A 25839-nucleotide genomic window follows, 5' to 3' on the forward strand; every position below is an offset into this window, starting at 1 on the left:
TGACATTCGATTTCAATCCAAAGGAATCTCAACCGGCCGACAAACGTCGACCGACGAGGATAATTTGGCATTGACTTAGTGCACGCTGTTGAGTTCTCAAGGATCGGGCGCACCTGACCTCGCGCTTCGCAGCGCTCGCCACAGGGCCTTCCTTCCGGCCACCTGCGCCGGCGCTCCCGAGAGAGTCATCGTCGCGGAGGTGATCCGCTTCCCGCTCCCCCGCGCATCGGAACGGCGAGCCGTTCTGGCTGAGGTGGAGGGGGTCTGTTTCCGCTTGGGGCCCGGGAGGCTTCTCGCTCTCCCGCCCGCTTGGGGCAACGAGTAGATACATTACGGGCGAGCAGGGCATCCGCCAAATCGGAGTCGCCTCGGGCGTGTCGCGCCGCGTTCCCCCTCCAGGGGGTTGCGCCGGCCGGCCCGCGTCGAGACGAGAACGGGCCCGGCGCGCTCGCACCGGGCCCGTATCCGCCACCCGGGTCGTCGGGCGGGCAGCGTCTCAGTAGCGGTAGTGGTCGACCTTGTAGGGGCCGGCGACCTCGACGCCGATGTAGGCGGCCTGGCGCGGCGTGAGCTCGGTCAGCTTCACGCCGAGCGCCTCGAGGTGCAGGCGCGCCACCTTCTCGTCGAGCGCCTTCGGCAGCACGTGCACGCCGAGCGGGTAGGCATCGCGGTTCGTGTGCAGCTCGAGCTGCGCGAGCACCTGGTTGGTGAACGAGGCGCTCATGACGAAGCTCGGGTGGCCCGTCGCGTTGCCGAGGTTCATGAGGCGCCCCTCGCTCAGCACGAGGATCGAGCGGCCGTTCGGCAGGCGCCACTCGTGCACCTGCGGTTTGATCTCGATCTTCTCGGCCCCCGGCAGCGACTCGAGGCCCGCCATGTCGATCTCGTTGTCGAAGTGGCCGACGTTCGCCACGATCGCGAGGTGCTTGAGGCGCTGGAGGTGCTCGACCGTCACGACCGACTCGTTGCCGGTCGCCGTCACGAGGATGTCGATCTGGTCGATGACGTCGTCGAGCCGCGCGACCTGGAAGCCATCCATGGCCGCTTGCAGCGCGTTGATGGGGTCGATCTCGGAGACGATCACCCGCGCGCCCTGGCCGCGCAGAGCATCCGCGCTGCCCTTGCCCACGTCGCCGTAGCCGCACACGAAGACGGTCTTGCCGCCCATGAGCACGTCGGTCGCACGGTTGAGGCCGTCGGGCAGCGAGTGGCGGATTCCGTACTTGTTGTCGAACTTCGACTTCGTCACCGAGTCGTTGACGTTGATCGCCGGGAAGAGGAGCTTACCGTCGCGGTGCAGCTCGTAGAGGCGGTGCACGCCCGTCGTGGTCTCCTCCGTGACGCCGAGGATGCCCTGGCCGATGCGCGTGTAGCGCTGCGGGTCGCTGGCGAGGGATGCCCGGAGCACGTCGAGGATGACGCGCCACTCCGCGCTGTCGCCGGGCTGGGCATCCGGCACCGCGCCCGCCGCCTCGAACTCGGTGCCCTTGTGCACCAGGAGGGTGGCGTCGCCGCCGTCGTCGAGGATCATCGTCGGGCCGTCGTGACCGGTGGAGGACCAGTCGAAGATCTGCTGGGTGGCCCACCAGTACTCCTCGAGCGTCTCGCCCTTCCAGGCGAATACGGGCGTGCCCTCGGGCTTCTCGGGCGTGCCCGTGGCGCCGACGACGACCGCGGCCGCGGCCTCGTCCTGCGTCGAGAAGATGTTGCAGCTCGCCCAGCGCACCTCCGCGCCGAGCGCCCGCAGGGTCTCGATGAGCACCGCCGTCTGCACCGTCATGTGCAGCGAGCCGGCGATGCGCGCGCCCTTGAGCGGCTGGTGCGGCCCGAACTCCTCGCGCAGGGCCATGAGGCCCGGCATCTCGTGCTCGGCGAGGCGCAGCTGGTGGCGCCCGGCCTCGGCGAGCGCGAGGTCGCGGACCTTGAACTGCACGCCGTTGCGCTCGTCGACGGCGAAGGGGGATGCGGGGGCGCTCACGGGCGCGCCGGTCTCGATGGCCATGCGGCCATTCTCGCAGGCCGCGGCGCGTGGGCGCTGGGCGCGAGCCGAGCGATGCGGCTGGCGTAGCGCGGAGCGCGCTACGCGCGGATCAGCGCGAGCACCTCGTCGCGGATCGCCGCCATGACCTCGGGCGTCTGCGCCTCGGCGTTGAGGCGCAGCAGCGGCTCGGTGTTCGAGGGGCGCACGTTGAACCAGAACCAGCCGGCCTCGACGCTGCCCGTGAAGGTGAGGCCGTCGAGCTCGTCGGTCTCGGCGCGACCGGCGAAGGCCTCAACGATGCGCGTGTAGGCCGCGGGCACATCCGACACCGTGGAGTTGATCTCGCCGCTCGCGGCGTACGGGGTGTAGCGCGCGGCGAGAGCCGAGAGCGGGCCGTCGAACGCGCCGAACTGCGACAGCAGGTGCATCGCCGCAAGCATCCCGTTATCGGCGCCCCAGAAGTCGCGGAAGTAGTAGTGCGCCGAGTGCTCGCCGCCGAAGATGGCGCCCGTCTCGCGCATGCGGTCCTTGATGAGCGAGTGGCCGACGTGCGTGCGCACGGCGATGGCGCCCGCCGCCTCGATCGTCTCGGGCACGATGCGCGAGGTGATGAGGTTGTGGATGACGTGGATGTCGCCGGTCTCGCCGGCGGCGCGCACGCGCTCGATCTCGCGCTGCGCCACGATCGCGGCCACGGCGCTCGGCGTGACGGGCTGCCCGAGCTCGTCGACGACGAAGCAGCGGTCGGCGTCGCCGTCGAAGGCGAGCCCCAGGTCAGCGCCGTGCTCGACGACGGCGCGCTGCAGGTCGACGAGGTTCGCCGGCTCGAGCGGGTTGGCCTCGTGGTTCGGGAAGGTGCCGTCGAGCTCGAAGTAGAGCGGGATGACCTCGATGGGGAGCGCGGGCAGGCCGGCTGCGTTGCCGAGGACCGCTGGCACGGTCATCCCTCCCATGCCGTTGCCGGCGTCGACGACCACCCGCAGCGGGCGGATGGCCGAGAGGTCGACGAGCGAGCGCAGGTAGGCGGCGTAATCGGCGAGCACGTCGCGCTCGGTGTAGCCGCCCGGCTCCGCGACGGCCGGGATGGAACCGGCCTCGAGGTAGGCCTGCGCGCGGTCGCGGATGCCCGCGAGTCCGGTGGCGAGGCTGATGCCCTGCGCGCCCGCGCGCGAGAACTTGATGCCGTTGTAGGTCGCGGGGTTGTGGCTCGCCGTGAACATCGCGGCGGGGGCGTCGAAGCGGCCGGAGGCGAAGTACGACTCGTCGGTCGAACACAGCCCGAGGTTGACGACGTGGGCGCCGCGCGCCTGGGCTCCCCGGGCGAAGGCGGCCACGAAGCGCGGCGAGGAGTCGCGCATGTCGTGCCCGACCATGACCTCGATGCCGGCCGCGCCGATCTCGTCGACGAAGCCCGCGCCGAGCGCCTCGACCACCTCGTCGGTGAGCTGGGAGCCGACGAGCCCCCGGACGTCGTAGGCCTTGATGAACGCGCTGAGATCGGGTGCGGAGGTCACGCCTCCACCGTACCGGCGCGGCCGGGCACCGCCGGGCCGTCAGTGCGGGTCAGCCGACCTCGCCGAGCGCCGAGTAGCGCACGACCTGCCAGCCCTGCGGCGCCGACAGGCGCTCGGAGTGCCGCTCGCACAGGTCGTAGCTGTGCGGCTCGGGCCGGGCGCTGAGGGGCCCGAGCACGGCCATCGAGTCGGCGTAGACGTACGTCAGGGTCGCCACGGCGGCCTCGCCGCACGCGACCTTGCTGCACCCTCGAGAGCTCATCATCCACAGCATAGGGCGGGCATAGGCTTGGCCCATGCCGTTCGCCTCGCGTCGCCCGCGCTCGTACGCGAGCCCGCCGGCGCTGCCGAGCGCTCGCTCGCGGGCCCGGCACGGTCGAGACGGCCGCTCCCCCGTGACCGGCCCCGACCTGCCGCTCGTGCACACGCGCCTCGACCAGTTCGAGGCGACCGTGCAGGCGACCGCCGACTACCTGCAGGATCTCTGGCCCGACGAGCTCGCCGACCTGCGCATCGAGGTGCTGCCGATGCCCGATCAGCCGCCGAGCGTCAACGGCGTCGCCCGGTGGCGGGTGCTGCCGCAGCTGAAGCTCGTCGTGCTGTACCGCATCCCCATCGAGCGCATGAGCCGCCTGCACAAGGAGGACGACTGGCACCGTCGGCTCATGGTCGAGTCATGCGTCTTCCGCGCCGTCGGCGAGCTCATCGGCAAGGACCCGTGGGATCTCGCGCCCGACCGCTTCCGGCACTGGTAGCGAGCCCGCGCGGCTCTGCGCCGCGCGCTACGGGTAGACGGTGATGGGGCGCGGGGCGGCGACCGGCGGCAGGATGCGCGAAGAGGCGAGCCCCGCATCCGTGCGATAGGTGACGCTCGCGTGCACCCCTCCGCTCACGGTGAGCACGGGCGCCGAGCCCCCCGGCACGGGCAGGCTCGTGCGCGAGCGGGCGGGCACCTCGACAGTCTGCCCGTCGATCGTGACGGTCGCGCCCTCGTCGGGGGCGACGAGGTGCAGGGTCGCGCCCGAGCCCGGTGCGATGGCGGCGAGGATGTCGCCGTCGGTCTCCGCGAGCGCGGGTGCCGCGCTGAACCAGGCGGTGTCGACGCCGTCGGCCGCGGCGACCGACGTGCGCGCCGCGGCCACGATCGGCGCGGTGGCGTCGACGATGATGCTGTACTCGCCGTCGGCGAGCTCGCTCAGGGCCAGGTCGACGACCGCACCCGCATCGATGCTCGCCGTCAATGCCGCCCCCTCGCCGCCCGCCTCGGGCAGGATGCTCACGGTGATCTCCGCGCCCTCGTCACCGGGCGCGAGCACCCGCAGCACGGGGGCGAAGTCGACTGCGCCGAAGCTCGCCGTGGCCTCGGCGAGCGCCTGCGCGTCGGCGATCGGGGCCGCCGGGATGACGACGCGCTCGGCGGGCGCCGTCACGGGCGTGACGACGTCGAGACCCGCGGGCTCGAGGCCGACGATCGTCGACTGCTGCAGGGTCGCGGCGACGGCACCGCCGCGACTCGACACGCGCACGACGGGCGAGGCCTCGTCGGGTGCGATGCCGGCGAGCGGGATGAGGCGCTGCTCGCCCGGCTCGACGATGATGCCGTTCGTGCCGGGAGTCTCGCGCGCGCCGTCGGTGCCCCACACCGCGAGATCGACGGTCGCCGCGACGACCCCGGGGTTGCTGAGCACGACGGTGCTCGAGCGGCCCGTCGTCGTGCTGCCGCCGACGAGCCAGGCCGTCGGGGCGGGCGGCAGGCACTCGGCGACCGCGAGCCCGCCGAGCTCCGCCTCGTCGAGCGCCTGGCGCTCGGTCGCCGCGACGTCGTCGCTCGGGGCCTCCGCGGGCAGCTCGACCACGGCGGCGCCGCCGTCGACCGCGTCGCTCTCGACCAGGGCACCCTCGACGAGCCCCTCGCCGGCGACGCGCCGATCGGGCTCGCCCACCGCGATGAGCTCGGGGTTCTCGCCGCGCGACAGGCCCAGCACGGGTCCTCCGCAGACGAGCTGCTGCGCCGCCCGGACGGGCGTCACCTCGACGCCCTGCGGCGTCGCCACGACGACCGGGCCGGGCACGAGCAGGGCCGTCGCGAGGAGCGCGGCGGCGCCCGCCGCCCCCGCCAGGAGCAGACCCGTGCGGCGCCCGATGGCGCGGGAGCGGTCAGTCATCGTCGTCCTCCGCGAACGTCGTCGCCGGGTCGTCGATCGTGCCGTGCTCGGCCCGCACCCGCCGGGGGCGGCGCCCCGTCGGCACCGCGAGCAGCAGCGTCAGGGCGAGGATGCCGAGCTGCGCCGCGAGGAACGGCCACGCGGTCGCGGGGCGCGCCGCGATCGCGGCCGGGGTCTCGTCGTCGGCGACGACGCGCCACAGCAGGCCGGCATCCGTGTCGCCGACGGGCACGAGGAGCGGGTCGGCGTCGAGGGACGCCGTGATGGCGGCGCGGACAGCCGCGGGAGCCTCGGAGCCGGTCGTGCGCGACCGCTCGGCGAGCAGCACGAACCGCACGTCTGCCGACTCGAGCAGGGGGGCGGCGTCGGCGCCGCTCGGCACGGCGAGAGTGACGGCGAGGTCAGCGAGATCGGAGGCGGCCAGGTCGGGAGCGAGCTGGTCGGCGGTGGGTCCGCCGAGGCCCGCGCCGCCCGTGCTCGCCGGAACACCGAGGCCGGCGGTGCGCAGGACGGTGCGCTCGTCGATGAGCGCTGCCCCTGAGCCGCGTTCGAGGCGGGCGGCGATGCCCTCCTCGAGCGGCGTGAGCACGAGCGTGGCGATGCCCGGCTCGTCGGCCGCAGCGGCCGCGACGATCGCCGGGAGCCCGCGATCGGGAGCCGGCCGCACCGTCGCCGTGCCCAGCGGCAGCGCGGCGAGCGCCGGAGCGACGGCGAGCGCGGCCGCGACCACGACCGCGAGCGCCGGCACGACGGCTGCGCGGCGCAGGCCGTCGAGCGCGAGCCCGGCGGCGAGCGCGAGCCCGAGCCAGTAGAGGCCGAGCGCGGGAGCGGTGTCGAGGCGCACCGCGACGCCCTCCGCGGTGGCGACGGCGACGTTCGACACGAGCACCGCGGTCAGCAGTCCGCTGGCGGCGAGCACGAGGGGCACGATCGCGCGGCGGCCCTCGCGCAGCCCCAGGGAGGCCAGCACGAGCACGGCGAGCGGGGCGGCGAGCGCCGCGAGCACGACCGGGATGAGCGCGGGCGCGACGTCGGCCGGCAGCAGCGCCGCCACCGGCTCGATCACGCGCCCGAGGTCGGGCCAGCCGAGCACGATGCCGGTCGGGCTCGCCGGCGCCGGCTGCGCCGGGCGGCCGGGATCGGCGAGCAGCCCGAGCGGGGTGCCCCGCAGCACCTGAGCGATCGCGAGGGGCGCGAGCAGGGCGACCGTCGGCACGGCGAGCGTCAGCAGTCGCACGGCGCGGCGCGGGCGGGCGAGCATCCACGCCGCCCAGGTGACGACGAGCGCCGGCAGCAGCGAGGGGGCGGATGCGACGGTCACCGCCGCGAGGAGCCCCGCGGCCGCGGTCGCGCTCCACGATCGCGGCGCGCGCGCGGCGGCGGCGACGAGCCACGGCGCCGCGAGCAGCGCGACGAGCGCCGGCAGCCGCGCGTCGACGAGCGACACGGCCAGCGCCGGCGAGAGGGCGTAGACGACGGCGACCGCCGCAGCTGGGCCACGCCGTTCGACGAGGCTCGCGGTCGCCCACCAGGCGCCGAGGCCCGCCAGCGCGGGGGCGGTGATCCAGAGGATCACGATCGCGAGCGAGGGCTGCCAGAACGTCAGCGACCCGAGGGCGGCCAGCACGAAGGCGAAGGGGTCGGGCGGGGCGGCGCTCGTGGCGAGCACGCCCTGCCAGAGCGTCGGGGCATCCGTGGCGAGGGGGCCGAGCGCACCACCCGCGAGCGCCGGTGCCGTGACCAGGGGCGCCATGAGCGCCGCGCCGATCAGGCCGAGGCCCAGCACGACGAGCGCGCCGCCGGGGAAGAAGTCGGGGCGCGGCCGGGCGTCGGCCTCCCCCGCGCCGAGCTGCGCGTCGCGCGCGATGGCCCGGCGGCGGCGCACCTCATCGGGTCGCATGCGCAGCGCGTCGATCGCCGCCCACCCGACCGAGCGGCCCCGGGCGAGACGACGACGGGCGGCCGGGACGGCGGCGCCGGAGAACGCCACGGCGAGCGCCGCGACGAGCTCGCCCGGGGCGAGCGCCGGGCGCTTGCCGAGCAGGTGACCGAGCGCGCGCATCACTGCGAGCGGCACGAGGGCGAGCCAGTGCAGCGGCACGAGTGCCGCCGGTGCGTAGACGAGGCGGCGATGCAGCTGAGCGGTGCGGCGCCAGCGCGCGACGGTGCGCGGCGCCACCCCGGGGCGGTGCCACTGCGCGGTCGAACCGTGCACGAACACGCGCGCGAGCGGCACGCCGACGACGCGGTGCCCGGCGAGCCGGGCGCGCACGCACAGGTCGAGCGCGGCGTCGACGGTCGGCAGTGCGGGGTCCGTCCCGCCGAGCGCCTCCCAGACGGCGCGGCGCACGAGCAGGCCCGCCTCACCCATCGCCAGCACGTCCTGCAGGCGGTCGTGCTGCGCCTGGTCGAGCTCGCGCTCGGCGATCGCGACCGTCGCGCCGGAGCGCGTCAGGGTCTCGCCGTACTCGGCGATGACGGTCGGTCGCGCGGCAACCATCTGCTTCGGGCCCGCGATCGCGACCGAGGGGGCGATCTCGACGGCGCCCAGCAGACGCTCGAGCGCCCGGGAGTCGGGCGTCGCGTCGTCGCGCAGCAGCCACAGCCACTCCTCGACGCCGCCGTAGGGCGACTCCGTGACCTCGTGCGGCGGCAGGGCCGCGACGGCGCGGGCCACGCCATCGCCGAAGGCGGTCGACGTGGGCGCGGTGACGGCGTGCGTCGGAGCGAGCTCCATGAGCGCGGCCGTCGTCGCGGCATCCCCCGCGGCGTCGACGACGACGAAGCGGTCGGGCCGACGGGACTGCTCGGCGAGGGCGCTCAGCGTCTGTCGCAGCGGCTCGCCCCCGCGACGGGCGACGAGCACCGCGGTCACTCGGGCTTGCATCGGCCCGAGCCTACGTGCCGCTCGGGCTCGGTTCGGCAGACACGCGCGGCGGCGGTCAGGCGGGGCGTCAGGCGCGGCGGCGGAGCTTGCGGCGCTCGCGCTCGGAGAGGCCGCCCCAGATGCCGAAGCGCTCGTCGTTCTTGAGCGCGTAGTCGAGGCACTCGCCGCGCACCTCGCACGAGGTGCAGATCTTCTTGGCGTCGCGCGTCGAGCCGCCCTTCTCGGGGAAGAACGCCTCGGGGTCGGTCTGCGCGCACAGCGCGTCGGCCTGCCAGGCGAGCGCGTCGTCATCCTCGACGAGTCGCGGCTTGCGCACCCCGGGAACGCCGAGGCGGACGGGGTCGACGAACCAGTTCTCGGGAACCGTGTTGCGGTACTCGCTCATCCGTGACGCTCCTTCCCCCGGGTGGCTGCTCCCCTGCCTGCCGCCGGGATGCCCCTAATTACACTCGTGTGATTCCGCCGCGTCAAGTCGCGAATCGTAAAAGGGTCGACCTCGGGTTCAGAGTTGCGACGCGCCGACGGAACGGTTACGGAGGCGGTGCGCTGGAAGCGCTTCCACCAGTCCCCGTTCGGGGGACAGCTGGTTCTGTCCCCCCTCGAGCGACCGTCAGGCGGATGCTCGCCGCGCCTCCCACGCCGAGCGCACCATCTCGGCGAGCGAGTGCCGCATGCGCCACTCGAGGTCGCGCGCCGCGAGCTCGCCGCTCGCCACGATGCGCGGCGGATCCCCGGGACGCCGGGGCCCCACCTCGGGATCGAAGGCGATGCCGGTCTCGGCGGCCATCGCATCCATGATCTGGCGCACGGAGACGCCGTCGCCCGAGCCGAGGTTGTACGAGCGCTCGAGGGGCTCGCCCGCGTCGAGGCGGCGCGCAGCGGCGACGTGGGCGAGCGCGAGGTCGGCGACGTGGATGTAGTCGCGCACGCACGTGCCGTCGGGCGTCGGGTAGTCGGTGCCGTTAATGCGCGGCGCGCGGCCCTCGATGAGGGCCTCGAACACCAGCGGGAAGAGGTTGTGCGGACTCGTGTCGAACACGGCGGGGTCGCCGGAGCCGACGACGTTGAAGTAGCGCAGGCTCGTGTGGCGCAGCCCCGCGGCGACCTCCTGGTCGGCGAGCAGCCACTCGCCGATGAGCTTCGACTCGCCGTAGGGGCTCGCGGGGGCCTTCGGGGTGCCCTCGGTGACGAGGTCGATGTCGACGGCGCCGTAGACGGCCGCGGAGCTCGAGAACACGCAGCGGTCGACACCGTGGCGCTGCATCGCCTCGAGGAGCGTGATCATGCCCGTGACGTTCTGCTCGTACGTGTGCAGCGGCCGCTGGACGCTCACGCCCGCGTACTTGAAGCCCGCGACGTGGATGACGCCCGTGACGCCGTTCTCGACGATCGCGCGGTCGACCGTGGCGGCGTCGAGGATGCTCGCCCGCACGAACGGGACCCCCTCGGGCACGAACCGCTCGTGCCCGCTCGAGAGGTCGTCGAGCACGACGGCCTCGAGGCCCGCGTCGAGGAGGGCACGCACGACGTGCGCGCCGATGTATCCGGCGCCGCCGGTCACCAGCCAGGTCATGCGACCAGGCTAGTGGCCGTCGCGGACGCAGCTCAGTACACCGGCACCGTGCTGGAGTGACGGACGAAGAAGTAACGGCCGTTGTACCAGACGCGGTACCAGACCCGGTTGCTGACCTCCATGCGCAGCGCGATCCGCGCCGGAAGGGTGCCGAGGTAGCCCGTGCCGAGGCCGGAGTACATCGCGGTCGGCGCGGCGGTCACGAGGTTGTAGTCCGAGAAATTGCCTCGCACGTCGATCGGGTGCTCGAGGTGCTCGAACGCCACCTGCGCGAGGGAGCGGATGGCCTCGCGAGTCGAGTTGCGCTCGCCGATGATGGTGATCGCGAACGGCTCGCCCTCGGCGAAGACGATGCCCGCGTCGGCCTGCACCATGCCCGTCGACACCCACAGCTCGCCGACCTTGTTCGAGACCTTGACGCCGTGCTCGACGCCGGAGGGGATACGGGATCGCCACAGCTGGTCGTCCAGGTGCTTGAGCAGCAGATCGGTCGAGGCGGGCTGCAGCAGCTGGCGCTTGTAGAGCAGGACGAGGAGTCGGTTGACGTCGTTCGTCGTCGTGCGCTTCGCCGAGCGATAGATGCCCTGCCCGTCGTAGCCGACGTACCACGTGCTGCGGAACCCCGAGAGGTAGAGCTGCCGGTTGATGGAGTTCTGGCCGAGGAGGGCGAGCAGATCGCCGTGGCAGAGGTTGTCCGACGCCTGGATCATGACGCGGATGCACTCGCCGACGCTCACCCCGGATCGCGTCTTCGTGCTCAGGCTGAGGCTTCCCTGGTCGACTCGCATGAGGGCGACGTAGGCAGCGAACAGCTTGATGACGCTCGCGGGCTCTCGGAGCGTCGTTCCCCCGATCGCGACCGATCGCTCGTGACCCTCGAGCACCTGCACGGTCACGGAGTGCACACCGGGAAGTCGGGTGATCGCCGTCGTGAGCTTCTGCGACAGGATGCGCTTGTCGGCCGCGATGTCGAAGCAGACGGTCAGGGCGGCCACGGGATCGCCCACCACGGCCCGTTCGCCGACGAGGGTGACCGTCGCCCCGGAGAGTCTTCCGCCGGCATCCTGCGCGACGGAGGGCGCGACGCACGTCGGCTCTGCGAAGTAGAGCGGAGCACCCAGAGCGGCGACGTAGGAGATGGAGGCGAGCGCGCCGGCGAACCCGTTCTTCGACGAGAGCGCGACGGCAGCCGGCGACGGGAAGACGCGTTTCGCGATCGCGACGGAGACCGCGGCATGATCGGCGCCGCTCGACCGCACCACGGTGAATCCCGCGCCGGTCAAGGACGAATCGAGCCGGCTCGGCAGCGCCGTGGCGGTGCCCACCATGTGCACGCTCGTGACTCCGAGCGCGCGGAGCAGCGCGATCGTCGCAGGGTCGACGGCAGCGAGCGCGGAGTCGATCGCGATGACGGGAGCGCCGAGCTCCGCGGCCGCGGCGGAGGCGGCGAGCGTATCGGACTGCACCCGACCGGAGACCAGGACGGCGCTCGTGGCAGAGGCGTACGATTCGGCGACGATCGCGCGCGAGGTCGCGTACCGATCTGCTCCTGCCACTCGCCTCACGGGGAATCCGAGTGCGGAGATCGACGACTCCACGCTGGCGCTCACGCCCGTCGCGCCGCCCAGCAGCACGACCTGATCCGGTTCGAGGCGCGTGATCTCGGACGCGACTCGAGGGTCGAGCGCGGACGCGGTCGTCCACAGCAGGGCGCCGCCGACATGGTGGGCTGCGGCACCGGCCGACAGCGCATCCGCGAACATGCCGATGTTGCCGACGAACACCGTGCCGACCCCCACAGGGTAGGTCGCCTGACTGGCGGCGACGGCCGTGCCGATCTGATCCGTGCCCGCGAGCCGATCGACAGCGGCGACGGCGAAGGGCGCGTCGGCGTCTGTCTGCTCCGGCTCCTGGCTCGGGCTCGGCGCCGGAACCGTCGACGGCGCGGGCGGCTCGCTCGGCGCGGGCTCCTCGCTCGGCGCGGGCTCCTCGCTCGGCGCGGGCGGCTCAGTGGGCGCCGGCTCCTCGCTGGGCACGGGCTCGTCGCTCGACGACGGCTCGGGCGAGGGCGTCGCACTCGCCGAGGCGCTCGGCTCGGCGCTGCTGCTCGGTGCGACCGCGGCGTGCGCGGCTGACACCGGAACGATCATCATCAGCGCGGTCGCGATCGCCGTGATCGCGTGGGCTCGAGCCCGGACATCCCCCATGACGTCTCCCCCCGGTGTCGTCCTGCGCAGGATAGCTCACGATCGGCCCGCGGTCAGCGCCCCGCCCTCAGACCGTGTTCGCGATCCCCCGACGCGCCGCCACGAGGCGACCGTCACCGCGGACGACGAGCGGCCCGTCGTCCGAGAGCACCGCCTCGCCCCGCGCGAGCGTGGAGCCGTCCGGCAGCTGCACGGAACCCTCGAGGCACAGGACGAGGGTGGGCCCCTCGCTTCCGATGGCGAGGCCGTCGACCGCGGCTCCGCGGTCGACCGAGACGAGCTGGAACTCCTCGACCGGCGGTGAGAAGAGCGTCACGCCGGGAGCCGGGCGCGAGGGCGCGAGGATCGGAGCCGGCATGCTCCGGGCATCGAGCACGCGGAGCAGCTCGTCGGCATCGATGTGCTTCGGTGTGAGACCGCAGCGCAGCACGTTGTCGCTCGCTCCCATGATCTCGATGCCGAGCCCGCTGAGGTAGGCGTGCAGGTTGCCTGCGGGGAGGAACAGAGCCTCTCCCGGTCGCAGGACGACCGTGTGCAGCAGCGTCGCGACGGCGACCCCGGAGTCTCCCGGATAGTGCGCCGACACGAGCGCGAGCGAGCGGAGCCACGGGGGCGCTTCGGCACTCGCCTGCGATCCAGCCGCCTCCCCGAGCGCCGCGACGACACCGCTCACCTCGTGACCCCCGGCGATGAGCCATGCGACCGTCGGCTTCAGGGCGTCGTCGTCGGTGAGACGGTCCAGCAGCGGGCGCAGGCGGGTGTCCTCGAGCGAGGCGAGGTCGGCCGCCGACTCCTGCGCGGGACGGAATCCGGCGAGCGCGACGAACGGGTCGCTGAGGGCCATGAGCAGCTCGGGCTTCGCAAACGGGTCGCGGTAGCTGCGATGCGGCGCGTCGACGGGGATGCCCGCGGCCGACTCTCGCTCGAAGCCGTCGCGCGCCTGCTTGGGCGAGGGGTGCACCTGCAATGAGAGCGGCTCGCCCGCGGCGAGCACCTTGAGCAGGAACGGCAGGCGACCTTCAGGCAGCGTCTCGCTCGCCCACCGCGCCAGGTCGCGGCCAGGAGCACCATCGTCGACGATGCGCGCCGGCGAGCCCGCGTGCGTGCCCAACCACAGCTCCGCCTCCGGCGACCCGGAGGCGTCTCTGCCGAACAATCGCGAGATCGCCCCCACCTCACCCCACGCGTACGGACGCGGGTCGTTCGTGAGTCGGACGAGCACGGAGTTCCTCACGGATCAGGAGCGAGCATGAGCGCCGATCGCAGAACGAACACCCCCCAGGTCTGGGGCCTCGCCCGGGCGAGCGGCACCGCCCTACTCTAGAGCCGACTCGGGGGGGTTCGATGGCAGGGGCTGCGTTCATCGCGCTGACGACAGCGATCATCATGGCGACGACGAGTGCGCCAGCGGCGGGGGCCGCGGTGGCCGCCGCGGACGAGCGCTCGTGGATCGTCGAGACCGACGCACCCCTGGGCGCCGCGACGCTGGCGGCGCTCGGGATCGAGGCACCGGCGCGCGACGAGGTGCTGAGCGAGGTCGCCGAAGGTTTCGTCGCCGACCTGACCGGCGCGCAGGCGCGATCGCTCGACGCGGTGCCGGGCGTGACCCTGCACGCCGACATCCCCATCGAGCTCGCCGACACGCAATCGGGTGCTCCTTGGCACCTGTCTCGGCTCGATCAGGCGGAGCCACCGGTCGACTCGCGATTCGAGTACCCGGCGAGCGCTGGCAACGGCGTGCGCGTCTACATCGTCGACACGGGAGTGTCGCCGCACCCCGACCTCGGCGCGCGACTCGCCGCCGGCTTCACGACCGTGGCCGACGGCCTCGGCACTGCGGACTGCGACGGTCACGGCTCGCACGTCGCCGGACTCGCCGCGAGCTCGACCTACGGCGTCGCCAAGCTCGCCACGATCGTGCCGGTGCGCGTCTTCGGCTGCAGCGGCCCGGCATCGCTGAGCGACGTGCTCGACGGCCTCGACTGGATCGCCGGCACGCACCCCGCGGGAACGCCGGGCGTCATCAACCTCAGCATCGCGGGCGCGGTCTCGCCGATCCTCGACCAGGCCGTCAACACGCTCGTGGCCGAAGGGTTCGTGGTCGCGGCAGCCGCCGGCAACGGGGGCACCGACCAGGTGGGTGACGATGCGTGCGGCGAGTCGCCGGCTCGCGCCGCCGCTGCCCTCACCGTCGCCGCCGTCGACGCGGCGGATGCTCGAGCCGGGTTCTCGAACTTCGGCTCGTGCGTCGACCTCTTCGCCCCGGGCGTCGGGATCCGGTCGCTGACGGACACGGGCTCGGGCTCGACGATCATGTCGGGCACCTCGATGGCGACCCCGCTCGTCGCAGGAGCGGCCGCCCTCGTGTGGTCGCTCGATCCGACGCAGCTCGGCAGCACCGTGTCCTCGCGCATCATCAGCGGTGCGATGACGGGCACCGTGACGTCGGCGGGTACGGGCAGCCCGAACCGGTTGCTGAACCTGCAGTTCGCCTCGCTCATCGGCATCGCGCCGCCCAGCGCTCCGCAGTCGCTCGCGGTCACCGCCAACGACGGCGCCGTGCTCACGCTGGCCTGGGAGGCTCCGGCCGACGCGGGCGGCGGCGAGATCACCGACTACGCGCTCGAGTACCGCCGCGTGGGGACGACCGCGTGGACTACGGTCGCCGACGGCGTCAGCACCGAGACCTCGTACACCTTCTACGGCCCGAGCGTCGGGGCGAACTTCGAGTTCGCCGTGCAGGCGCGCAACGCCGCTGGCCTTGGCGCCGCTGCATCGACCAACGCGACCGTGCCGAGCCCCGCGCCCTCGGCGCCCACGGGGCTCACCGTGACGGCCAACACGAGCCAGAGGCTGGCGTTCGGCTGGAGCTCCCCCGCGAGCGTCGGGGCCGGGCCGGTGACGGACTACGTGCTGCAGTACAAGCGGTCGACCTCGACGACGTGGACCACCGTGGCCGACGGCGTGAGCACGACGACCTCCTTCGCGTTCGTCAACCCGAGCGCGAACGCGACCTTCGACGTCAAGGTCTTCGCGCGCAACGCCTACGGCACCGGTCCGTCGGCATCGGTGCGCGTGACCACTCCGCCGAAGACGCCCGGGCCTGTCGCCGCCCTCGCCGTCGCGGCGAACACCTACTCAGCGCTCACCTTCGCGTGGGAACCTCCGACCAGAACGGGGGCCGGGCCCATCACGGACTACGTGCTTCAGTACAAGCGGTCGACCTCGACCACGTGGACGACCCTCGCCGATGGCGTCAGCAGCACGCGCCGCAGCTTCACCTTCAGCAACCCGGCCGGCGGGACGACCTTCGACTTCAAGGTGTTCCCGCGCAACGCGTACGGCACCGGCACGTCGACGACGGTGCGCGTGACAACGCTCGTCAAGAAGCCGGGCTCGCCGACCGCTCTCGCCGTGACGGCCAACACGGCCAGTTCTCTCGGGTTCTCCTGGGCTCCGCCGGAGAACCAGGGCGCAGGCCCCATCACCGACTACGTGCTGCAGTTCAAGCGGTCGACGTCGACGACCTGGACGACGATCGCGGACGGCGTGAGTCCCTCCCGCCTCGATTTCGCGTTCGTGAACCCGACGCCCGGTGTGACCTTCGACTTCAAGGTCTTCGCGCGGAACGCCTACGGCACCTCGCCCTCCACGAGCATCCAGGTCACGACACCGAACTAGCGCGGTGCGCCCGACGTCAGGGTCTGCACGACCGAGCTCGCGATCATGACCGCCTCGGCGGTGACGTCGGGGTCGGCGGCACCGACGCTCTCCGGGTCGTCGAAGCTGATGCCCAGCACATCATCGCCGACCACGACGACGAGCTGCACATCCCCATCCTGTCTCGTCTCGGAACGGGAGGAGGTGCGCTCGATCCGCACCCGGCACCGCGATCTCGACGCCGCCCGGGAGGCGCGAGAGCGCCCACGCGGCCGCGGGCACGACGTCGACCACGAGGCGACCCTCCCAGGCGCCTCTCGCCAGCAGATCCCCCCATTCGCAGGTCACGCCCCCTGACCGCTGGAGTGCGATCAGCACGAGGTGCGGAGCGTCGTCCCACCCGACCTCCATCGAGTCGCGAGCCAGCCCGGGAAGCTCGCCAGCAGCGGGCGAGCTGGCAAGGTCGATGTCGGCGCACGACGCGGGGAGGCTCAGCGGACCACCCGGTGACTCGGACGGGACGGACGGTTCCGGGAGCGCCGCGAGCGCACCTCCGATGCTGGCGACGGCCTCGTCGATGACCGGGGCGATGGCCCCCGGGGTGTCGGCGTTGAAGAAGATCTCGGCACCGTAGTGCTCGAGTCCGAGTCGCACGCCGCAGTGCCTCGCGAGCTCGATGTCGTCGAAGCAGTAGCGCGCCTCGACGATGCCGTCGCTCACCGTGGGGGCGACGAAGCCCTCGACCCAGCTCGGTGCGACGTCCGCGAGCACGTGGACGAGGAGCGACACGCCGCCCTCCCCTGCGTCGAAGTCACACGACAGGAGCCCTCCGTTCACGAGAGACGCACTCGACAGGAAGAACTCCCGTTCGGGGGCAACCGTGAGCCCGTCTGCCAGGAGGACCGCCGGCGCGAGATCCGCGCACTGCAGCGGCACCTGCGACGCACCAGCCGGGAGCGCGGACATCGACGGGCTCGGCGCTGGGCTCGCCGGAGGCGACGACGCGGGGGCCGCCTACGGCGCCGCGGGACCGGGCGAGGCGCAGGCGCTCAGCAGCAGGGCGGCGACGATGAGGAGCGGAGCGCAGGATCGCGGCGGACGAGTCATGGCGCGAATCTATGGCCTCCGCGCGCAATGGTGAGTCATCATCGATGACGATTGCGCAACGGATCCGCTGTGCTCGGCCAACAAGGGTGCGCAGCATCCGATGCCACGACTGCCCAGGGGCACACAAACCGGGCCCGGTCGCCGGGCGGAGGATCCTACGCTGAGCCACGACGGCGCATCGCGCCGGACGACCCCGCGACCTGAGCCCGGAGGCAGCATGACCTTCCCCACCCTCGCCAGCGACTTCCTCGGCTTCGAGGCCGATCTCGCCGACCACGAGCGCGAGGCGCTCGTGGCCCTCCGCGAGCACGCCGAGCAGAGCATCCGCCCGCTCGTGAATGAGGCGTGGGAGGCCGCGACCTTCCCGCACGAGATCCTGCCGGGGCTGCACCGGCTGCCGATCTTCGGGCAGCTGTGGGAGGAGACGCGTACGGGCGAGTACTCGGCGCTCTACGGCGGCTGGGCGGCGCTCGAGCTCGCGCGCATCGACGCGAGCATCGCCACCTACGTCGGCGTGCAGAACGGCCTCGCGATGGGGTCGATCGGCGTCAACGGCTCGGCCGAGCAGAAGGCCGAGTGGCTGCCGAAGCTCGCGAGCGGCGAGGTCATCGGCGCGTTCGGGCTCACCGAGCCGCTCTCGGGCAGCGACGCCGCGCAGGGCCTGCGCACGACGGCGACGCCCGACGGAGACGGCTGGGTGCTCAACGGCTCCAAGCGCTGGATCGGCAACGCGACCTTTAGCGACATCACGATCATCTGGGCGAAGTCGACGGAGGACGGCCAGGTGAAGGGCTTCATCGTGCCGACCTCGACCCCCGGCTACACGGCGACGAAGATCGAGCGCAAGCAGTCGCTGCGCATCGTGCAGAACGCCGACATCACCCTCGAGGACGTGCGCGTGGATGCTGCGCTCAAGCTCGAGAAGGCGAACTCGTTCCGCGACACCGCGGCAGTGCTGCGGCTGACGCGCGCCGACGTCGCCTGGGCCGCGGTCGGCACGGCGATCGGCGCCTACGAGGCAGCCGTGGCCTACACGACGGAGCGCGTGCAGTTCGGCAAGACGATCGCGCACCACCAGCTCGTGCAGGATCTGCTGAGCCGCAGCCTCATGAACATCACGGCGTCGATCGCGATGTGCACGCGCGTGTCGCAGATGCAGGACGCGGGCACGCAGCGTGACGAGCACGCCTCGATGGCGAAGGCGTACGCGACGACGGCGATGCGGCAGACCGTCGCGATGTGCCGCGAGGCGCTCGGCGGCAACGGCATCGTGCTCGACTACGACGTGGCGCGCTTCTTCGCCGACGCCGAGGCGCTGTACAGCTACGAGGGCACGCGCGAGATGAACAGCCTCATCGTCGGCCGCGCGATCACGGGGGTCGGCGCGTTCGTGTGACGCTCGGGCCGGCACCGGCGACCCACCTCGCCGGTAGGCTTGCCGACATGTCCTGGCTCCGCGAGCGCCGCGTCGCGCTCGCCGCCGCGACCCTCTTCACGGCCCTCGCCGGCGACTTCTGGCGCTACCTGCTGAGCTGGTACGGCTGGGGCGCGATCGCCGCCGTGCTCGTCGCCCTGTGGATCGCGCTCGCCGTGCGCGAGCGACTGTCGTGGCGCGGCGTGCCGATCGCGCTCGCGCTCTTCGTGGGGCTCGCCGCCACGAGCATCCTCTGGTCGCAGTACCGTCTCGAGACGGCGATCGGCGCCACCCTCACCGCCCTCACGGCGGTCGTCGGCGTGACGCTCGCGCGCACCCTCACGCTCGAGCAGGTGCTGCGCGCCCTCGGCGTCGCCCTGCGCTGGATCATCGGCCTGTCGCTGCTGTTCGAGCTCGCCGTCGCGGCGATCGTCCGGCAGCCGGTGCTACCGCTATGGGTGGCGTACGAGGGCGAGGTGCCGCGCGCCTTCTACTGGTCGCGCGCGGAGCTCTTCGAGGTCTTCGACGGCGGGCGCATCCAGGGCATCGTCGGCAACGCGAACCTGCTGGGGTTCGCCGCGCTGCTCGCGATCATCGTGTTCGCCATCCAGCTCGTCGATCACCGGGTCGGCCAGGCCGCCGGGTGGGGGTGGCTGGGCGCGGCCGTGCTGAGCTTCCTGCTCGCCGGCTCGTCGACGATGGTCGTCGCCGCGGCGGGCGCCGCGATCGTGCTCGGCATCCTGCTGGTCGCGCGCCGTCTCGGCACGCGCGCGCGCATCCGCCTGTACGCGGCGAGCGCCGCCGGCGTGGCCGGTGCCGCCGTGGTCCTCATCGTCGTCCGGGATGCCGTGCTCGGCCTGCTCGGACGCTCGGGCGACCTCACCAACCGCGTCGACATCTGGGCCTCGGTCACCGAGCTCGCCCTCGAACGGCCGTGGTTCGGCTGGGGCTGGGTCAGCTACTGGGCGCCGTGGGTGGAGCCCTTCGACGGCCTCGCGCTCATCAAGGGGGTCGAGTACCTGCAGGCCCACAACGCGTGGCTCGACGTGTGGCTGCAGCTGGGGGTCGTGGGTCTCGCGGTCTTCCTCGTGCTCGTCACCTCGACGCTGCTGCGCACCGTGCCGTGGGCGGTGGATGCTCCGCTCGGCGATGTCGCCGACTCACCCGCGCTTCGCCTGCTGCCGGCGCTGCTCGGCACCGTGCTGCTCGTGCAGAGCCTCGCCGAGTCGCGCTTGCTCATCGAGGCGGGTTGGCTGCTGCTCGTCTGGCTCGCCGTCGCGAGCCGCACGCACGGGCGCGCGCTCGCCGGGATCGGACGATGAGCCCGACGGCCCGCTGGGCGGCGCTGCGCGCGATCACCGCGTCGCCGCGGTTCACGCAGACGCTGACCGAGGTGACGATCGCCGTCGCGCTAACGCTGCACGCGCTGCGGGCGCTCATCGGCTGGCCGGGCTCCCTCGCCGTGCTCGCCGGGCTCGTCGCGCTCGCCGCGCTGTCGCTCGCGAGCCAGCCGGAGCGCGTCGAGTGGCAGGGCGTGCTGCCGATCTCACTGCTCGCCCTCGTCGGATTCATGGTCGTCAGCGCCGTCTGGAGCCAGTACGCCTCGGCGACCGTCGCGGGCATCGCCTACACGCTCGCGTTCGCCTTCCTCGGGCTCTACGTCGCGCTCGTGCGCGACACGATCCAGATCGTGCGCGCCGTCGGCACCGCCCTGCGGTTCGTGCTCGGCGTCTCGCTCGCGCTCGAGGTGCTGAGCGGGGTGCTCATCGACACGCCGCTGACCTTCCTCAGCATCGCGGGCAACCTCGCGCAGGGCGGCCCCATCCAGGGCCTCGCCGGCACGCGCAACTACCTGGCCTTCCTTGCCGCGCTCGCCGCGCTGAGCTTCTGGATCGAGTACCGCACCCGCTCGGTGCCGCGCGGGCTGTCGTACGCCTCGCTCGCGCTCGCGGGGGCGACGATCCTGTTCGCGCGCTCCCCCGTCTCGGGGCTCGTGCTCGCGGCCGTCATCGCGGCCGGGCTCGTGCTCGTGCTGCTGCGGCGCCTGCGGGAGCCGGCGCGCGGCGCGGTGCAGAGCATTCTGCTCATCTCGGCGGTCGTCGCCGCGGGGCTCGTCTGGATCTTCCGCCAGCAGGTGCTCGCGCTCGCCGGCGCGACGGCGGATGCGACGATCCGCACGAGCGTGTGGGCCGACCTGGAGAAGTTCATCGGCCAGTACCCCGCCCAGGGCTGGGGCTGGCTCGGCGCCTGGAACGACGAGCGCTACCCCTTCATCGTCGTGCGCGACGCCGTGGGCAGGCAGCCCGACTCCGCGCTCAACGCCTACGTCGACGTGACCCTGCAGCTCGGCTTCATCGGGCTCGGCCTGCTCGTCGTCGCCGTCGGCCTCGCCTTCGTGCGCGCCTGGCTGGTCGCGACCGAGCGGCGCTCGACCGTGCACGTGTGGCCGGCGCTCGTGCTCGTGCTGCTCGCGACGACCGGGATGACCGAGAGCTACCTGCTCGTCGAGGGCGGCTTCATGCTCTTCGTGGTCTGTGCACTCGTCGCGGCGCGCGAGCGGTCGTGGCGGGGGCGACTGCCGAAGCGATAGCCCGGGCGACGAGAGTCGGCGCTCGTCCTCCCTACAAGGTGTCAGGAAGCAGGGCGCTCGCCAGCACTGGCTCGAGCAGCGTCGCGATGCGCGTGGCGATGTGGTGCTGGTCGCGGTAGACGAGCAGGTTCCCGATGATCGCACCGCACCGCGACTCGTCGCACAGCCACGGCGCGACGGAGAGCGAGCTGCCCCCGGCGGCCTCGACCGCCGCGCGCTGCGAGGCGATCCATGACGCGTCGAGCGCGCTATCACGGTCGGCCGCGCACGCCGCGGCGCTCGTGATGTTGGCCGAGAGGCACAGGGCCGGCGTGCGGGGGAAGCGCGGCGTGTCGTCCACGACGAGGACCTCGCTGCCGCGGGACAGCCGAGGTACGACCGCCTCGATGCCCGCGGCCCAGGCCTGCTCGGTCACCTCCGGCGAGCCGTACTCGTCGTAGTGCGCGAACCCCGAGAGCACGACGAGCTCGGGCGGGGCTGCCTCGAGCTCGGAGACGACGGCGTCGCGCCACTGAGCGCAACCGGTGTCCACGACGCCGTTGTTGAGGATCTCGACGGCGAAGGGCGGGCAGCTCGATTTCGTGTGGCTCACGAGCCGGTAGCCCTCCCGCGTCGCGAACTGCTCGAGTGCGGGGAACCACTGCGCGGCGTGCGAATCGCCGAACAGGACGATCGTTCGACCGGCGTCGACGTCTCCGTAGACGCACGACGCGGGCTCGGATCGGTCGAGACCCAGGTGGCATCCATCGGCGTAGATGCGCGGGAGGTCGCTCGCGGCGTCCGCGAGCGCCGGTTCGAGGTTGACGGGCACGACATCGGTGAAGCCCGGAACGGGCAGCGTCTCCGGTGTCGGGTCGCCCTCCGGCAGCACCGGCGTCTCGACGACGCGATCGGTCGCGAGCGGCTTCGCCGCGATCGCCGCGGCCGCCGCCTGCGTGAGCGCCAGTACGGCCAAGACGCCGATCGCCGCGGCGACGAGGATCCGACGCGCTCCGGCGGCGCTGACGCGGGGAGAACGGAGGATCGGCTGCTCGATCGTGCGGTGCAGTATCCACGCGACAGGGATGGCGGCCCCCGCCAGCAGGAGGGACTGCGCGAGCGGCAGCGGGCTGCCGGTCGGGCTCAGCACGATCGGGAGGATCAGCACCGGCCAGTGCACGAGGTAGAGGACGTAGGAGATGCGACCGAGGAACCGCATGGGCGCCCGATCGAGCACCACGCCGGCTCCCCAGGAGGTCGACGACGGTGCGGCGGCGATCACGAGCACGGTGCCCAGCACGGGCAGCAGCGCGGCCGAACCCGGGAACGCGGTCGTCTCGTCGAAGATCAGAGCGGCGAGCAGGATCATCGCCACGCCCGCCCACGTCGCGGCGCCCGCGACTGCGGCGTGCCACGCTCGCTCATGCAGGCGAGCGGCCGCCACCAGGGCGCCCGCGCCGAGCTCCCAGGCGCGACTCCAGGGCGAGAAGTACGCCCACGGCTCGCTGATGCTCGTGAGGATGACGCTCACGGCCAACGACACGACCGTGAGCGCGAGCACCGCGGCGATGACGAGGCCGCTGCGTCCGCGCAGGACCCGCCACAGCACGAGCAGCAGCAGGGGCCAGGCGAGGTAGAACTGCTCCTCGACGCCGAGCGACCAGTAGTGCAGCAGCGGCGAGGTCGCATCCTCGGCGAGGTAATCGGTGTTGCGGATGGCGAAGAGGAAGTTCGGCACGAAGCCGATCGCGGCGCGGGCATCCACCAGGATCGCGTCGGCCAGTCGAGGCGGCGCCCAGACGGCGACAATCGCCACCGTCGCGAGGATCACGGCCAGCGATGCGGGGAGCAGTCGTCGCGCTCGGCGAGCGTAGAACGCTCCGACCCGCAGGCGCCCGGTCGATGAGATCTCGTGCAGCAGGTGATTCGTGATGAGGAAGCCGGAGAGCACGAAGAAGACGTCGACGCCCACATAGCCACCCGGCAGGAACGGCACGCCGGCGTGGTAGACGAGCACGAGCAGCACGGCGACGGCGCGCATACCCTCGAGATCGGGCCGGAAGCCGAGACGCCGGTAGGCGCGCGGAGCGACGACCGATGAGATCGTCTCGTCGCGCGCGCGCTCCTGCTGCGAAGTGCCTGCCACTGGCCCGAGTCTACTGTGCGGCTCTGATGACCCCGCCCTGGAACGATTGCGTGCACGTGCCGCTCGCGCAGGAGGGATTCGACGTCGGCCAGCCGTAGCGTCCGCCGTTCGACCCCGCAGCCCAGTACGCCGCCCGGATGCCGCCGGAGACCGGGAAGACGCCGGCAGCGCTGCCGTAGATCGTGCCGCGCTGGAACTGCTGGCCGTTGCCTGCGCCGTTCGGTGTCGAGACCGTGACGAAGTCGCCCGCCGGCAGGCCGAAGGCCCCCGCTGGGCCCCCAAGGGCGCGGTACACGACGTCGTGCACGCTGCGCACGGTGCGGACGGTGGTGCCCGACCGGTAGATGGTGCCGCCCTGGAAGGCCTGCTCGCAGGCCGCGCCCGCGCACGACTCCGCCGCGGTCGGCCACCCGAGAACGCCTGCGTAGGAGCCCTGCCGGCCGTACTCCGAGCGCATCGACCCCACGACGGGGATGGGGCCCGCCGGCCCGGCGTAGATCGTGCCGCGCTCGAACGTCTGCCCCGTGCCCGCGCCGCGCGGCGAGCTCAGAGCGATGACCTCGCTGCGCGGGAGGCCCAGCGATCCGGCCACGCCGCCGGTCGAACGGTACAGGTCGTCGAAGCCCGACAACAGGGCGAACGAGCCGGTCGGGCCGGTGAGGACGGCGCCGCCCTGGAACTGCTGCGTGCAGATCGATCCGTCGCACAGTGCCTCAGCCGTCGGCCAGCCCAGGACTCCGCTGTACTTCCCGTGCTGCGTGTACTCAGCCCGCAGGGCGCCCGTCACAGCGAAGGGACCTAGGGGTCCCTCGTAGATCGTGCCGCGCTCGAAGGTCTGCCCGTTGCCGTCGCCGCCGGGCGCGGGGAGCGGGATGCGGTCGCCGCGTGGAAGACCGAGCGTGCCGGCCGTTCCGCCGTTCGCGCGATGCACCTCGAGGTACGAGGCCGACAGCGAGAACGTGCCGAGCGTCGACTGGATGATGCCGCCGGACTGGAAGAGCTGCGAGCACACGCCGTTCGCGCACCGCGCGTCGCTCGTCGGCCAGCCGCGCTCGCCGCCCGGTCCGCCCCGTTCGAGGTACTCGTCGTGGATCGGCCCACTCGCAGCGAAGGCGCCCGCGGGGCTCGCGTAGACCGCGCCCCTCGTGAAGCTCTGCACGGTTCCGCCACCGCTCGCCGCCGTCGCCGCGGCGGGCCCCGTCGGGAGGCCGAGGATCGAGGCGCCGCCCGCAGAGGCCCAGGCGGCGACGCTCGCGGTCGGCACGACGTGCGCCACGGTGCCGACGTCGAAGATGCTGCCGCCCTGGAACGGCTGCGTGCAGGCGCCCGCGGCGCACGAGAGCACCCCGGTCGGCCAGCCGAGCGAACCGCTGTTCGAGCCGGCCGCCCAGTAGGCGGCGCGCACCTCCGCGACGACCGGGAAGGCTCCCGCCGCGCTGCGGTAGATCGTGCCCTTCTGGAAGTGCTGACCGCTGCCGGTGCCGTTCGGGTTGCTCGACACCTGGATGAGGTCGGAGGACGGATAGCCGAGCACGCCCGAGGGCCCGCCGCTCGCGCGGTACGCGGTGTCGATCGCGCCGATGACCGCATCGGCGCCGGTGGCGGCGCTCCAGTAGATCGTGCCACCGGCGTACTGCCGCAGGCAGCCCGTCGAGGTGCTCGTGCAGGTGTCGGCGGCGAGGGGCGCGCCGAGCGGGCCCGAGCTGCCGCCCTCGGCGCTGTACTCGGCCGCGATCGCCGCCTCGGCGGGCAGCAGAGTGGGGTCGCCGAACCAGTCGAAGTAGAAGCGCCAGAAGTTGCGGTTGCCGTACGACGAGCAGGCGTCGCCCGTGCCGTACAGGTTCGACAGCGCCGCGGCGTTCGGCGTGTACGGCGTGTAGTTGTAGAGGCCCGCGGTCGCGGCGTTGCGGATCGTGACGGTGCGCGACCCGCACGTCGGCGGGCTCACGACGAAGGAGTTCGGGTGGTAGTAGATCGACTCGACGCCGATCTGGTGCTTGAAGCTGCCGGGGCTGAGGCGGTAGCGCTGGAACTGGGATGCCGCCGAGTAGACCTGGTTGAAGAACCCGTAGTAGAGCGAGTCGCACGGCGCGGTGTCGGGGCACCCGTAGCCCATCGCGATGCGCAGCCGCGCATCGCTCGGGCCCGTGCTCGTGATGAGGCTCTGCTCCTTCTGCAGCGTCACCATGAGCGCCTTCGCGCTGATGCCGCACGCGCGCTGCACCTTGTAGAGGATGCGCGCCGCCGACTCGTTGACCGCGCCGTCGTAGCGGAGGCACCGGGTGGTCGCCTCGCGCGTCGTGGTCGTCTGGCGGTAGACGTCGAGGCAGTTCGTGTTGGAGCAGGTGCCGCTCTTCGAGGCGAGGAAGGCCTGGATCTCGGCCTCGGTCATGGCGTCGGAGTCGTAGAACTGCGCGTCGTGGATGATGAATCCGGGGTCGAACTGCGAGCCGGAGAGCGCGACGGCCGGGGCAGGTGCGTCCGCGATCGTGAGCCCCGCGAGGACGGTTGCGAGCGCGATGACGATGGCGATCGCGCGCGAGCGCAGGCCGGTCTGCCGGATCACGAGTCCCCCTCTCGCCGAGAGCACGCGCACGGTGCGTCTCGACAACCCCC

At 72.7% G+C, this 25839-nt stretch carries 18 protein-coding genes; 5 read left to right on the forward strand and 13 right to left on the reverse strand.

Annotated features, from left to right (window positions below):
- Positions 1–496 precede the first annotated feature (496 nt).
- The 3 genes from ahcY to ID804_RS07765 all read right to left on the reverse strand — a co-directional run bounded on the left by ahcY (position 497) and on the right by ID804_RS07765 (position 3757).
- Positions 497–2002 carry an adenosylhomocysteinase gene (gene ahcY / locus ID804_RS07755; protein WP_169079736.1) on the reverse strand — a complete coding sequence of 502 codons (1506 nt, stop codon included), beginning with the start codon at positions 2000–2002 and terminating at the stop codon, positions 497–499.
- A 77-nt stretch (positions 2003–2079) separates the two neighbouring features.
- Positions 2080–3495, reverse strand: a complete 1416-nt coding sequence (locus ID804_RS07760; RefSeq protein WP_169079734.1) for a phosphomannomutase/phosphoglucomutase — start codon at positions 3493–3495, stop codon at positions 2080–2082.
- Between the two features lie 49 nt (positions 3496–3544).
- Complete coding sequence (locus ID804_RS07765; RefSeq protein ID WP_211161161.1) at positions 3545–3757, reverse strand: DUF3499 family protein; 213 nt, start codon at positions 3755–3757, stop codon at positions 3545–3547.
- Positions 3758–3791: 34 nt separating this feature from the next.
- On the opposite strand from ID804_RS07765, the gene ID804_RS07770 reads away from it, so the two are divergent.
- The gene (locus ID804_RS07770) at positions 3792–4250 is read left to right on the forward strand and encodes a metallopeptidase family protein (RefSeq protein WP_169079730.1); all 459 of its coding nucleotides are present in this window, start codon (positions 3792–3794) and stop codon (positions 4248–4250) included.
- Between the two features lie 27 nt (positions 4251–4277).
- On the opposite strand, the gene ID804_RS07775 is transcribed toward ID804_RS07770, so the two are convergent.
- The 6 genes from ID804_RS07775 to manA form a co-directional block, all read right to left on the reverse strand.
- Positions 4278–5660: a DUF5719 family protein gene (locus ID804_RS07775; protein WP_169079728.1), complete on the reverse strand. Its 1383-nt coding sequence runs from the start codon at positions 5658–5660 to the stop codon at positions 4278–4280.
- Positions 5653–8547 (reverse strand): glycosyltransferase, encoded by a 2895-nt coding sequence (locus ID804_RS07780; RefSeq protein ID WP_169079726.1) that lies wholly within the window; start codon positions 8545–8547, stop codon positions 5653–5655. Before ID804_RS07780 ends, ID804_RS07775 begins: the two co-directional genes overlap by 8 nt.
- 67 nt (positions 8548–8614) lie before the next feature.
- Positions 8615–8932, reverse strand: coding sequence for a WhiB family transcriptional regulator (locus tag ID804_RS07785; protein ID WP_169079724.1), 318 nt, complete (start codon positions 8930–8932; stop codon positions 8615–8617).
- Between the two features lie 225 nt (positions 8933–9157).
- Positions 9158–10120 (reverse strand): UDP-glucose 4-epimerase GalE, encoded by a 963-nt coding sequence (gene galE, locus ID804_RS07790; RefSeq protein WP_169079722.1) that lies wholly within the window; start codon positions 10118–10120, stop codon positions 9158–9160.
- Between the two features lie 32 nt (positions 10121–10152).
- Positions 10153–12258, reverse strand: coding sequence for a serine hydrolase (locus tag ID804_RS07795; RefSeq protein WP_169079720.1), 2106 nt, complete (start codon positions 12256–12258; stop codon positions 10153–10155).
- A 136-nt stretch (positions 12259–12394) separates the two neighbouring features.
- Positions 12395–13549 carry a mannose-6-phosphate isomerase, class I gene (manA, locus tag ID804_RS07800; protein WP_169079718.1) on the reverse strand — a complete coding sequence of 385 codons (1155 nt, stop codon included), beginning with the start codon at positions 13547–13549 and terminating at the stop codon, positions 12395–12397.
- Positions 13550–13671: 122 nt separating this feature from the next.
- On the opposite strand from manA, the gene ID804_RS07805 reads away from it, so the two are divergent.
- Positions 13672–16008, forward strand: coding sequence for a fibronectin type III domain-containing protein (locus tag ID804_RS07805; protein ID WP_169079716.1), 2337 nt, complete (start codon positions 13672–13674; stop codon positions 16006–16008).
- On the opposite strand, the gene ID804_RS07810 is transcribed toward ID804_RS07805, so the two are convergent.
- Positions 16005–16157 carry a hypothetical protein gene (locus tag ID804_RS07810; RefSeq protein WP_169079714.1) on the reverse strand — a complete coding sequence of 51 codons (153 nt, stop codon included), beginning with the start codon at positions 16155–16157 and terminating at the stop codon, positions 16005–16007. The genes ID804_RS07805 and ID804_RS07810 overlap by 4 nt on opposite strands.
- Positions 16129–16776 carry a hypothetical protein gene (locus ID804_RS07815; protein WP_169079712.1) on the reverse strand — a complete coding sequence of 216 codons (648 nt, stop codon included), beginning with the start codon at positions 16774–16776 and terminating at the stop codon, positions 16129–16131. Before ID804_RS07815 ends, ID804_RS07810 begins: the two co-directional genes overlap by 29 nt.
- A gap of 535 nt (positions 16777–17311) precedes the next feature.
- Here ID804_RS07815 and ID804_RS07820 point away from each other — a divergent pair.
- The 3 genes from ID804_RS07820 to ID804_RS07830 are packed head-to-tail and all read left to right on the forward strand — an operon-like array spanning position 17312 to position 21098.
- Entirely contained in the window at positions 17312–18490 is a 1179-nt protein-coding gene (locus ID804_RS07820) for an acyl-CoA dehydrogenase family protein (RefSeq protein WP_169079710.1), read from the forward strand.
- A 47-nt stretch (positions 18491–18537) separates the two neighbouring features.
- A complete protein-coding gene (locus ID804_RS07825; RefSeq protein WP_169079708.1) occupies positions 18538–19830 on the forward strand; it encodes an O-antigen ligase family protein in 1293 nt (430 codons plus the stop codon).
- Entirely contained in the window at positions 19827–21098 is a 1272-nt protein-coding gene (locus ID804_RS07830) for an O-antigen ligase family protein (protein ID WP_169079706.1), read from the forward strand. Before ID804_RS07825 ends, ID804_RS07830 begins: the two co-directional genes overlap by 4 nt.
- Positions 21099–21129: 31 nt before the next feature.
- Here the strand turns inward: ID804_RS07830 and ID804_RS07835 are convergent, their stop codons facing one another.
- On the reverse strand, positions 21130–23223 hold the full coding sequence (locus tag ID804_RS07835; protein WP_169079704.1) for an acyltransferase family protein: 2094 nt from the start codon (positions 23221–23223) through the stop codon (positions 21130–21132).
- Between the two features lie 10 nt (positions 23224–23233).
- Positions 23234–25789 carry a hypothetical protein gene (locus tag ID804_RS07840; protein ID WP_169079702.1) on the reverse strand — a complete coding sequence of 852 codons (2556 nt, stop codon included), beginning with the start codon at positions 25787–25789 and terminating at the stop codon, positions 23234–23236.
- Positions 25790–25839: the final 50 nt, after the last annotated feature.

Source organism: Microcella alkalica, from assembly GCF_014595885.1.
GTDB classification, from domain to species: domain Bacteria; phylum Actinomycetota; class Actinomycetes; order Actinomycetales; family Microbacteriaceae; genus Microcella; species Microcella alkaliphila_B.